At 43.2% G+C, this 12,095-nt stretch carries 7 protein-coding genes; all 7 read left to right on the plus strand.

The features are described 5' to 3' along the window. The 7 genes from AAH582_RS03405 to AAH582_RS03435 all read left to right on the plus strand — a co-directional run bounded on the left by AAH582_RS03405 (position 1) and on the right by AAH582_RS03435 (position 12,051). Positions 1-990, plus strand: coding sequence for a FecR family protein (locus AAH582_RS03405; protein ID WP_343321223.1), 990 nt, complete (start codon positions 1-3; stop codon positions 988-990). Between the two features lie 116 nt (positions 991-1,106). After that, the gene (locus AAH582_RS03410) at positions 1,107-4,760 is read left to right on the plus strand and encodes a SusC/RagA family TonB-linked outer membrane protein (protein ID WP_343321224.1); all 3,654 of its coding nucleotides are present in this window, start codon (positions 1,107-1,109) and stop codon (positions 4,758-4,760) included. Positions 4,761-4,773: 13 nt separating this feature from the next. Then, positions 4,774-6,426, plus strand: coding sequence for a SusD/RagB family nutrient-binding outer membrane lipoprotein (locus tag AAH582_RS03415; RefSeq protein WP_343321225.1), 1,653 nt, complete (start codon positions 4,774-4,776; stop codon positions 6,424-6,426). A 65-nt stretch (positions 6,427-6,491) separates the two neighbouring features. Next, positions 6,492-7,685 (plus strand): metallophosphoesterase family protein, encoded by a 1,194-nt coding sequence (locus AAH582_RS03420; RefSeq protein ID WP_343321226.1) that lies wholly within the window; start codon positions 6,492-6,494, stop codon positions 7,683-7,685. A gap of 159 nt (positions 7,686-7,844) precedes the next feature. After that, on the plus strand, positions 7,845-8,693 hold the full coding sequence (locus AAH582_RS03425; RefSeq protein WP_084823169.1) for a glycerophosphodiester phosphodiesterase family protein: 849 nt from the start codon (positions 7,845-7,847) through the stop codon (positions 8,691-8,693). Positions 8,694-8,785: 92 nt separating this feature from the next. Continuing rightward, the gene (locus AAH582_RS03430) at positions 8,786-9,280 is read left to right on the plus strand and encodes a hypothetical protein (protein ID WP_156167643.1); all 495 of its coding nucleotides are present in this window, start codon (positions 8,786-8,788) and stop codon (positions 9,278-9,280) included. A 407-nt stretch (positions 9,281-9,687) separates the two neighbouring features. After that, entirely contained in the window at positions 9,688-12,051 is a 2,364-nt protein-coding gene (locus AAH582_RS03435) for a glycoside hydrolase family 3 N-terminal domain-containing protein (protein WP_343321227.1), read from the plus strand. The last annotated feature ends 44 nt before the right edge of the window (positions 12,052-12,095 follow it).

The raw sequence follows: 12,095 nt of genomic DNA on the forward strand, positions 1-12,095 counted from the left end.
GTGAATTTAGAACGTTTTAAACTTATCATAACAGATTATCTCGGAGGAAAATCGACCGAGGAGGAAAGAGGTCATGTTGACAATTGGTACGAGTCGATTTCAAACGATGATATTAATCCCTTTATCGATGCAAATCATCGGGAAAAAATCAAACAAGAATTATTTATTCGTGTAGGAATAGCTGAAGCACCTGTCAAGGAAAAGAAGATGCAAGCCACAGCGGTCAGAAAATTCTCTTGGCTTTCAGCTGCAGCGGCTATTCTGGTTATAGGAGGTATCAGTCTGCTATTTTTTCAGCATAACCCGATGTCGCTTTCCCAAAAGCAGACAGAAACGATCGCATTATTGACAGAAACGGTCACGGATGCGGGCGAACTGAAAGAAATTCAGTTGCCTGATGGGACATCCATTTTTTTAAATGGAAATACGCGTATTCGCTACGATCGCAAAAATTTTGCTTCAAATAGAAGATTCTTTTTAGATCGAGGGGAGGCATTCTTTCGGGTCAAACGGGATACCTTACATCCATTTAAGATAGAAACAGGCATCGTTTCTGTCGCAGTCCTAGGAACATCCTTCAACGTTAACAATTCGATGTCTACTAAACAGGTGACGGTCGAAGTTAAAACGGGGCGTGTGCGTGTTGCAAATGCAAAAAATGGAGCGAACCATATGCTTACAGCAGGTAAGGCCGTACGGTATAGCGTAGCTCATAATGACTTTGAAACTTTCGATAGGGATCCAGCTTATATCAATCTTTGGACACAAGGCGGTATGCAATTGAATAACATCGGCTTCAAGGAACTAAAAGAAGTAATCTATAATCGCTTCGGCGTTATGCTGCATACCGACAATCTGAATACTGATACATTTAATTATTCACTGATGATACCGCATGTACAGTCATTGGATCAAGTGCTGAATATCATTTGCAATATTCATCAAATCAAATTTAGGAGGGAGAAAAATGGAATAATCTTATACAAATAAAGCTGTAGGGGTAGAACAGCATAATTTATCTGCTCAAGAAAAGTGCTCATCTGGCAAACCGCTAAATCGACCAGTGAGCACCCGAATATTCATGTTTAAAACATTCATACAAATATATGTATAAAATAATTAAGCTTACCGGCCTTGCGACAAAGCTTGCGCTCTGCTCCATGGTCTCTTGTGCTGTAACCAATAGCCATGCTGGAGGATTGGAAAAGATCAATCGCGCTTATTGGGATAATATCAATATTCATTTGTCTGGTGGCAACGCCGCGCAGGCGGTACTGCAGTTGTCAAAACAAACAGGTCAAGCCATCGGCTACGATCGGAGTATGCTCCAATTAGATCGGGTGTTAATTGCCGAAAAGAAATTCCAGAATGCGAGCTTCGAAGAAGTCCTTGCCTATATTCTGAACGGAACCAACATCAAGTCAAAAAGAGTCTCAGGCGGTATTGTTCTTGTGAAAAATACGGGTAGACAAGAATCTTATGATTTGAAATTGCAGCTTGTCGATCACACAAAACAGCCTATTGGGGGAGCTTCTGTGCATATTCCATTGACTGGACAGAGCGCCTTTTCGAATGCCAAAGGTGAAGTGACTATTCGATTAGCTGCCGGCGTATACGATGTACTGATAAGCCATGTTGGCTATGAAAAAAAAGAGTTGAAGGATCTCAAGCTCGATGCCAACACGACAGGTATACGTCAGGTGATATTAAATGAAGATGCGAACGAATTGGATGAAGTGGTGGTAACCGCATTGGGTATCAAACGCCAAGACCGTTCACTGGGTTATGCTGTCGGTAAAATTAAGGGTGAGGATATCAATCGGGTCAACAATGATAATTTTCTGGTTGGTATGGCCGGAAGAGTACCCGGGGTTTCGATTAGTTCTACTGGACCCACTGGTTCCAGCGTGAATATGGTGATTCGTGGGGCATCATCGTTAAGTACAGACAACCAGCCGCTATTTGTCGTGGATGGAGTGCCCTTGATGAATAGTTTAAATAATGTTGGTCAGATCGGTGACGACAACAAAGTGGATTATGGTAATGCAATTGCCAATATCAACCCCGAAGATATTGACAATATTTCCATCTTGAAGGGACCAAGTGCAGCGGCGCTTTACGGCTCACGTGCGGGTAATGGTGTGGTGCTGATCACAACCAAAAGTGGTAAGAATGCGGAGAAGATGACTATTGCTGTGACTAGTAATACAGTATTTGATATTCCTTATAAATTTATTGAGTTGCATAACAAATTTGCCAGTGGCACCTTGCCATGGCGGCCAGGCGACCTACCCGGCAATTTAGTTATTGAGGAGGAGTCGAGTGTTATGGTAGGCGCTGCGCTAGATAAGGGCTATAAAGCTGTCCAATGGAATAGTCCACTTGACGAGAACGGTAAACCCATTCCTACGGAACTAAAAGCGTACCCCAATAATATCAAAAACTTTGTTCAGACTGGAGTGACAAGCACCAATGGGATTTCCCTGAGCAACAGAAGCGAAAAACTGGACTATCGTTTCTCTTATTCCAATATGGCCAATAAAGGTATTATCCCCAATTCGGATCTGTTTAGAAACACCTTGAATATCAATTCGACCATGCGCCTGCGCAATAGCCTGACATTGGGCCTCTCATTAGATGCCAGTAGAAATAACTCCAACAATAGACCTGCTGGAAATCGCGGAACCAATCCGATGCAAGCGGCCTATGAAGTTGCGCCTCACATCAATATTCTGGATTTGCAGGATTATTGGCTGCCGGGGCAGGAGCAGATTCAACAGCGTTCACAGTCTATTGGCAACCACAATAACCCGTACTTCCTTGCCTATGGGGTGAACAATGCTTTTACAAGAGACCGTGTCTTTGGAAATCTACGGTTAGATTGGACCATCAAAAAAGATTGGACGGCCATGATTCGGTACGCAACGGATATCTATTGGGAAAACAGGGAAACAAAAATCCCTTATAGTTATACGAACGAACCTAGAGGTGCTTATGGAATTGTTAATCTGATGAACATGGAACAGAATATCGACTTTCTGACGGCATATACAAAGAAGATCACCGACTTTCAGATCACAGGATCATTGGGTGGGAATTTGCGGTATAATCGTGGTAAAACCGTGCAAAATACATCAAAGAATGGCGCTGGACTCATCACGCCGGGGCTCTATACATTGGCCAATATCAGTCCACTGAACCTGGATTTCTACAGCACAATTTCTGAAAGAGCGATAAACAGTGTTTACGGACTGATCAATCTAAGTTACCGGGATATGGTTTATTTGGATGTGACTGGTCGTAATGACTGGTCCAGCACCTTACCTGTAAACAATCGATCCTATTTTTATCCTTCGGCATCTCTAAGTGTGTTGGCCAACCAGGTATTTTCTTTGCCTAAAACGATCAATTTGGCTAAGCTGAGAGCGGGTATTGCGCGCGTGGGAAATGATACTTATCCTTATAATCTTTCCAATGTACTGAGTAATCCAGGTAGCTGGGGTGATGTATTGCGGCTAACACGTTCAGGATCACTCTTGGTTCCTAACCTGAAGCCCGAAATTGCCACATCTTACGAATTTGGCTTGGATCTGGGTATGTGGAATAATCGATTGAAGTTTGAAGGAACATACTATAAGCTGGAGAACAAAAATCAAATTATTTCAACAACCTTACCGGGATCAAGCGGTTTCAATTCGAAAAATATCAATGCCGGACTGCTAAGCAGCCGAGGTATTGAACTTGCTGTTTCCGGGCGACCTATTGCCAGGGAAAATTGGTCCTGGGACGTTGGTGTCAATTGGCATCGCAATCGTACACGTATCGATGAGCTTTCTGATGGTGTAGAATTCTATACCTTTTGGACCGACGGTCGGGGTGGGGCACGTACCTATGTCGGGGAAGAGATCGGGGATCTGTACGATTCCAAGTTAGTGACCGTGGAGGATCAGTCGTCGCCGTATTATGGTTTTCCCATTCTCAATAAAAATGGTTCTTGGCAGGCTGTACGGATCAATAATAGTCGCAACAAAATCGGAAATTTTAATCCCGATTTCACGATGGGCCTACAGTCAAGCCTTCGCTATAAAAAATGGACGATGAATATTGCCGCAGATATGCGTTTTGGCGGGAAATTTATGTCGCAGACTTATCGCTATTTCGAATCGAACCTAACCACGCAACGTTTTCTTGACCAAATGATCAATCCCAATGGGATGACAGGTGAAACGCTGCGCAATTATTTGGTCGATAACAATCTTGTTCGTGTACAGGGCAATCGTTATCCCATTGTTGGAGGACCAGGCGAAGAGTATGGTGGTTATCCGATCAGTGTGGGTGGTCTTGTTGGCAATTTTGGCGTGTTTAATCCTGGTGTTATCGCACAATATGATGATAAAGGTAATATCATAGGTTATACGGAGAATCTGGGTGGTGAAGGAACAAAATATATCGCTTATTCAGACAATTACCCCTGGGATTTTATGAATGCAGCAACATTTGATGCATCTTTTATCAAGCTTCGGGAACTTTCCTTTAGCTATGATTTAACAGGAAAATGGCTGAAGCGTCTTGGGATAGAAAATGGTAGCGTGGGCGTTTATACCCGTAACCTGATCTTATGGACCAAAGCAAAAGTAGGTATAGATCCGGAAATGGCCTTCCAGCCAGAAACTGGTGTTGGATTTAAACAGGGGATTGAGCGCTATAACGTTACCCCTTGGTCAATGCCTATTGGATTTAAAGTAAATGTGACATTTTAAATATACAACATAAATGAAAAATCAGTTGAAGAGATTCACCATGGCTGTAGTAGGTCTTGGTATAGTATGGAATATTTCAGCTTGTAAAGATCTGACTGAACTTAATATCAATCCAAACGGTGTAAGTGAGGAAGATGCCAATCCCAATCTGTTGTTACCGACAATATTGACAGGAGCAGCAAAAAAATACAATGAGTTGAGTTTCTCAGATCTTGGCGGAGTCATGCAGCACACGCAGTTTGATGCTTGGTTCAATTCACATAATGATTACGAGTGGACTGGAGGAATTTTGAGCTGGGAAGCTTATTATGGCTTTTTACGTGACAATGAACTTATGCGTAAACGCGCGGAGAAATTGAGGCTAGATTTCCATAAAGGAGTTTCGCTGGTGATGCGCGCTTACTTATTTGGTTTGGTGACCGATCTCTGGGGGGACGCACCTTATACCGATGCCTTAAAAGCGGAACTGGGAGATGCTGTATATAATTTTCCGAAATACGATAGCCAGGAAATAATCTATAAGGGAATTATCGACGAGTTGAAACAAGCGAACGACCTTCTATCCCGTCCCGATGGTTCCTATGAGGTACTGGCTAATGCGGATGTTTACTTTGGCGGAAAAGCTTCAAAATGGCGCCGTTTTGCCAATTCGTTGGCCTTACGGTATTATATGCGAATTTCAGCAAAGTCTGCGGACTTTGCCAAACAGGGGATTGAAAGTATTGTTGCCAACCCCGATAAATTTCCACTTATTACAAGTGCAAACGATGATGTGTTGATGGATTTTGTTGGTAATAATGCAAATGACTCCTGGCCGTCAAATACCGCTTATGATGCCAGTGGAAGTAATTTTAGACGCATGAAAATGTGTGCAACATTAGTTGAACGGCTGCAAGAACTGGGCGACCCTCGTCTAGCGGTTTGGGCGAAAAAGATAGAGATCCCTATTGAAATCCGTAATACTGAACCTGCAGGTACAGATAAGATCGTCAATGGTGTCCGGATTGTATCACCGGATGTTGTCAAAGGTATTCCGGTGGATACCGATAAGGAGTATGTTGGACTGCCGCCAAGTGTTTCTAAAAATCCTTCAGCCTACAATCTCAACCCAACACCAGGGCAGACCTCAATCAACCCGCATGTTTCTTACCTGAATGATAGCTATCGTTCGGCGAAGGGAAGTTTATTAAAAGCACGATTGCTTTCTGCTGCCGAAGTTAATTTTATTTTAGCTGAAGCGGCTTGGAAAGGATGGGGGATGCCTGAGTCAGCGAAGACCTATTATGAGCGTGCTATACAGGAGTCGCTGGCAAGCTGGGGAAAGGCGGCAGACTATTCCAATTATATCCGTCAGAAAGGTGTGACGTTTGAAAATACCCAAGTGCAGATTATCGAACAAAAATGGATCGCCAGTTGGACAACTGCCGCACAGTCCTGGTTTGATTACCGTCGCACAGGGTACCCCGCTTTAAAGGCCGGCCCCGCAGCCATTCGAACACAGCTTCCTGTTCGCGTACCTTATATGCAAACCGAAATGAGTGTGAATCAGAAAAATGCTGAAGAGGCCTTGAAACGTATTGAAAAGACCGCTTATTCACAAGCGGATAATGAAAATAGTGCTTGGTCAAAACCTTGGTTATTGCAAGGGACAAACAAGCCCTGGTAATTCGTAATCATCAATTAAAAGTTATTAAACATAACAATCAAATCGATTCATAAAACAATATCACCATGAAAATCAAACATATTCTTCTAGCTGTAGTACTATGCTGCACTTTATTGGAAGGGAAAAGCCAGACGGATAATAACGCCAAACAACCTGATCGGGTTACGTTGACCTGGTCCGATAATCCCAGCAATACACAGTCTGTTTCTTGGCGGATCAATGCGGATAGGACTAAAATCATTGGTCAGATTACCGAAGAACAGAGCAATCCGGAACTTGAGAAAAATGCAACTACAATAAATGGAACAGCGCTATCTCTCGAGCGAGGACAGCAAGAGGATGCTTATGGACAGGTAACCTTCCGTGACCTGAAACCCGGTACAGTTTATGCCTATCGCGTTGGAGATGGCAGCAATTGGAGTGCCTGGAACCAATTCAGAACTGCGGAGCGTTCAGGCGCGTTTTCATTTATCTATTTGGGCGATGCGCAGAACGACCTACGTTCACGTTGGGCACGTGCCATTCGTCGTGCTTTCCAGCAGGAAGCAAATGCTCGTTTTATTGTTCACGCGGGCGATCTGATCAATCGTTCAAATGCGGATGAGGAATGGGCAGAATGGCATGAGGCCGCAGGATTTATTCATCAGATGATCCCTGCTGTTCCAACACCCGGGAATCACGAGTACCGTCGCGATTCGTTGGGGAAACTTGTCTTGGATCCGCATTGGAAAGTACAATTCAACTTGCCGAAGAATGGACCTGAGGGAATGCAGGATGCTGTTTATTACCTCGATTATCAGGACCTTCGTATGATCTCTCTAAATTCGCAATTGATTATGCTGGATTCGACTGCAGCAGCAACGCAGGAAAAATGGCTTGAAAAAGTACTGGCATCGTCAACAAAAAAATGGAACATTGTTGTCATGCACCATCCCGTATACTCCACGGCAAAAAATCGTGACAATACCATCTTGAGAGAACGTTTCAAACCTATTTTCGAGAAATATGGTGTCGATTTGGTCCTTCAGGGGCACGATCATACCTATGCTCGTGGCGGGCTGGGTAAAAAGCGACCTGTCTATCTCCTGTCTGTAGCGGGGCCTAAGATGTATGAATCAGATTCTGAGCGCTGGATGGAAGTTGCAACCTCACAGACGCAATTGTATCAGGTGATCAAACTGACCGCTGATAAACTGTATTTTTCAAGCTACAAGTTGAATGGGCAGTTGTTTGATTCATTCGAGTTGTCGAAAAAGTAGAACGACATAGACGGAAGGTGATCCATTCAAACCGGATTACTTTCCGTCAATATAGGTGCAGGATTCAATCCATGACGCGATTAAGATGTAACTGCAGCGAGATCGCCGGTTTCTAACGCATAACAAAAAGAGATTGCTTAAAATAATAGCTATACAGCAATGAAAAATATTATATTTTCTACTATCTTGTTGAGTATGATAGTAAGTTCTACAAGCCATTTATATGCTCAGTCGAAAGATTTAATAACCAAGTTAGATCAACAGAGTTTACACATAGCTGCCCACCGGGGAGCTCATCTGGAGCAACCGGAAAACTCGATTGCCGCTATCGAAGAGGCTATTCGGCAGGGGGCTTCCGTGGTAGAGGTGGATGTAAGGGCAACCAAAGATGGTGTGCTTGTGCTGATGCACGATAAAACAGTCAATCGCACGACAACCGGGCAAGGAGAGCTTGCCAAACAGACCTATGCCGAGCTTCAACAGCTCCACTTACGCAAAAAGGCAAATGGTGAAGCCTCGGATCATGTTATACCAACCCTATCGGAAGCTTTGCGCGTTGCAAAGGGAAAAATTATTGTTGACCTCGATTTTAAAGAAGATCGCAAAGAGTTTATTAAGAAAACCTATGAACTTGTTGAACAGGAGGGAATGGAAGACCAAGTGCTGTTTTTTCTTTACGATTACAAAGACATGCCCAAGATTTACAAATTCAATCCAACGATAACACTTTTTCCGAGGGCACGTAGTATGAAGGATCTTGAGGCCATACTAAAGATGAAATTAACCTCAATTGTCCATCTTGATGAATCATTTACTGATACCGAAAAACTTAATGCATTGCGCAAACAGGGTATTTATTTTTGGATGAATAGTTTGGGGGAATATGACGACAAAGCAGAACAGGAAGGAAAGGAAGCTTATCGATCTTTTTTGGAGAAATATCCTTTTGTACGTCTTATTCAAACAGATCATCCGAACTTGTGGCGCGAAGTGCTTTCCGGCTCTTAGTCTATTTTTATCTGTTTAGTTAATAATAATTAATTTATTGTAGCGATATTGGTAGGATGATCGTCATACAGCTATAACTAATGGAAACCGCAATGAATAAATTATTTACGGGAAGTTTTGCTATCCTCTTTTTACTGACGAGCTGCAGTAAGGAAAATGAAGTGACTGTACCTATGGATGTTCAAAAACAGCTGGAAAGTTTTGAATGGAGCCCTATCGTGTCTGTGAAAGGTACGACAAATGAGCAGCATAAGTATAAACTGAAAGATTGTGAAAAGGATAATGTGTATACGTTCACATTTGCTGAATCAGCGAATAAGTTCACTGTCAATCGTGGTAAGGAACTATGTGGGGATGATAAGCTAACATTTGAAAGTTTGATTTTTGCTGAACAACAGCATCGCGCTTTTATCTATGATAAAGAGAAGAAAAGTATCAAGTTTGCCGACAGTAGCCCTTACCAAAGTTATGAGGTACAGATTGATGCTGATCAGCTCATATTGATTTCGCGCAATGATAATCCGCTAGCATACGCAGCTCCAATTGAATACTATTTTCAAGGTAAGCGGGTGGCTGCAAAAAAATAAGTAGTATATTTCCTTTAATACTCAAAAGAAAGACGGCTTGCCGTCTTTCTTTTTTTAGTTATATATGGATAAAATCCCATTCTACTGATTGGATCAATTTTCCTTGCTCCCTGATGTCATGCCGATCTCGCAATGTGCTAGAGCGAACCTTGTGTTTTTTGCAATTTGTTTTCCTTCAGTTGAGTAGTTAATCTAAATCAGACCGTTGATCTTACTGTTTTACGTACATGTAATTTAAACCGATGCTGCGAAATATAGATGGTTAAAAGAATTAGGAATCAAAATTTAACTTGATTATTTAGGCTAAATCGTTAATTTAGTGCTTTGGAAACCGGTTGCATAGGTGCAGTGAAGTAATAATACCGTGTCCAATTAATGATTAAAACTAGATAAATAATAATCTACTTATGAAAGTCCGTATATTACTGATGGCGGCAATGACGACATTGCTCTGCCCACAACTTCAAGCCCAGCAATTGCCCTATAAGAATAGTGCCTTACCTATTGAAAAAAGGGTAAGTGATCTATTGGGAAGAATGACTGTGGAAGAGAAAGTCGGGCAATTGAGCAAATTGCTGGGCTGGGACATGTATAGCAAGAACGGAAAGCAGGTTACAATCAGCAATAAATTGCGAAAGGCGGTAAAAGAACAGCATATCGGATTATTATGGGCAACCTTACGTGCCGATCCCTGGACACAAAAAACCTTGCTGAATGGTTTGAGCCCTGTAGAAGCTGCGCGCGCTACCAATGCGATCCAACGTTATATGGTGGATAGCACGCGCCTTGGAATTCCATTGTTATTGTCTGAAGAGGCGCCACATGGACATATGGCTATTGGTGCAACAGTGTTCCCTACCGCGATCGGACAGGCGAGTACATGGAACCCGCGGTTGATTCAGGACATGGCATCAACAATCGCCATGGAGACTTATGCTGTTGGCGGTAAAAATGGCTATGGCCCCGTATTGGATTTAGCACGAGATCCACGTTGGTCGCGTACTGAAGAGACCTATGGGGAGGATCCCTATCTTATTGGACAAATGGGAAGTGCAATGATCCGTGGTTTTCAAGGGGAAAAGTTAGGTGAGCAGGATAAAATAATAGGTACTTTAAAGCATTTTGTTGCCTATGCGGCTCCAGATGGCGGTCACAATGGTGAGTCTGTATCGTTTGGCGAGCGAAGCTTGAGACAGTATTTTCTCCCGCCTTTTGAGCGTGCTGTGAAATCAGGAGCTGGGTCGGTTATGACGGCATATAATAGCATTGATGGAATTCCTTGTTCAGCCAATTCCTGGCTGTTGAATGATATCTTACGGAAAGACTGGGGATTTAAGGGGTTTGTCGTATCGGATCTACTGAGTATATCAGGGCTCAATGGCGGGCATGCAACAGCAGCGACTGCAGAAGAAGCGGCTTCACAAAGTATACATGCCGGATTGGATGTTGATCTAAGCGGGACGGGTTATGGTTCAAATCTGCTTAAGGCTGTCCAACAGAGGCTCATTGAACCTGCTGTTCTCGATACAGCAGTGGCCCGTGTACTGCGAATGAAATTCAATCTTGGTCTTTTTGATCATCCTTATGTTGATGAAAAGTTGGTAGCCCAAAAAGTCGCTACGACACAAAATAAAACAGTGGCAAGACAAGTGGCCCGCGAGTCGATTGTTTTGCTTAAAAACGATCAGCACATTTTACCCTTAAGTAAATCGTTGAAACGAATAGCCGTTATTGGCCCCAATGCCGATAATGCTTATAACCAGCTTGGCGATTACACTGCTCCACAGGCCGACGGTAAAGTGCAGACCCTGCTGACCGGGATCCGAGCGGCAGTTGGTAACAGTGCCAAGGTCGATTATGTGAAAGGTTGTGCGATCCGTGATACCAGCAATTCAGATATTGCTGCTGCTGTTGCAGCGGCAAAGCAGGCCGATGCAGTGGTTTTAGTACTCGGAGGTTCGAGCGCACGTGATTTTAAAACGTCGTATCAAGCAACAGGGGCGGCCAATGTTGATCCCAATACGGTAAGTGATATGGAGAGTGGAGAAGGATTTGACCGCGTTTCCCTGGATATGATGGGCGATCAGATCAAGTTGCTGAAAGCGATACAAGCTACAGGAAAACCCCTTGTACTTGTTACGATTATGGGAAGACCATTGAACTTAAATTGGGCTGCTGACAATGTACCAGCAATTGTGAATGCATGGTACCCTGGACAGGAGGGAGGCTTGGCTATTGCTGATGTATTGTTCGGTGACTACAATCCGGCGGGAAGATTACCGATTTCGGTACCTCGTTCGGTCGGCCAGCTTCCGGTACATTACAACCATACAAAACCCAAACATCACGACTACGTGGAAATGTCGGCTAAGCCATTGTATGCTTTTGGCTATGGGTTGAGTTATAGTAGCTTCGATTACTCCAATTTACAAATTTCTTTGAAGGAGGCCGAACATGATTTCGCTTGTACAGTGTCATTCGATATCGCCAATAACGGTAAATTGGCTGGCGATGAAGTCGCACAGTTGTATGTTGTGGATGAAGTAAGTTCGGTCGTGACACCGGTCATGCAATTGAAGCGATTTGAACGCAAAAAGATTGCAGCTGGAAAGACGGAACGCTATTCTTTTCAATTGACCAAAGAGGACCTCAAATTATGGAGTGCAAGCAAGGCATGGAAGACAGAAAAAGGAAAGTTTAAATTCTTGGTTGGAGCATCTTCGGATGATATCCGACTGAAGGGCGAAATGGAATTAACAAGAGATTATTAATCCTAAACCACAAACAATACTATAGGGCTGCCTAATTTTGGACA

The sequence above is a fragment of the Sphingobacterium multivorum genome (assembly GCF_039511225.1).
Classification (GTDB): domain Bacteria; phylum Bacteroidota; class Bacteroidia; order Sphingobacteriales; family Sphingobacteriaceae; genus Sphingobacterium.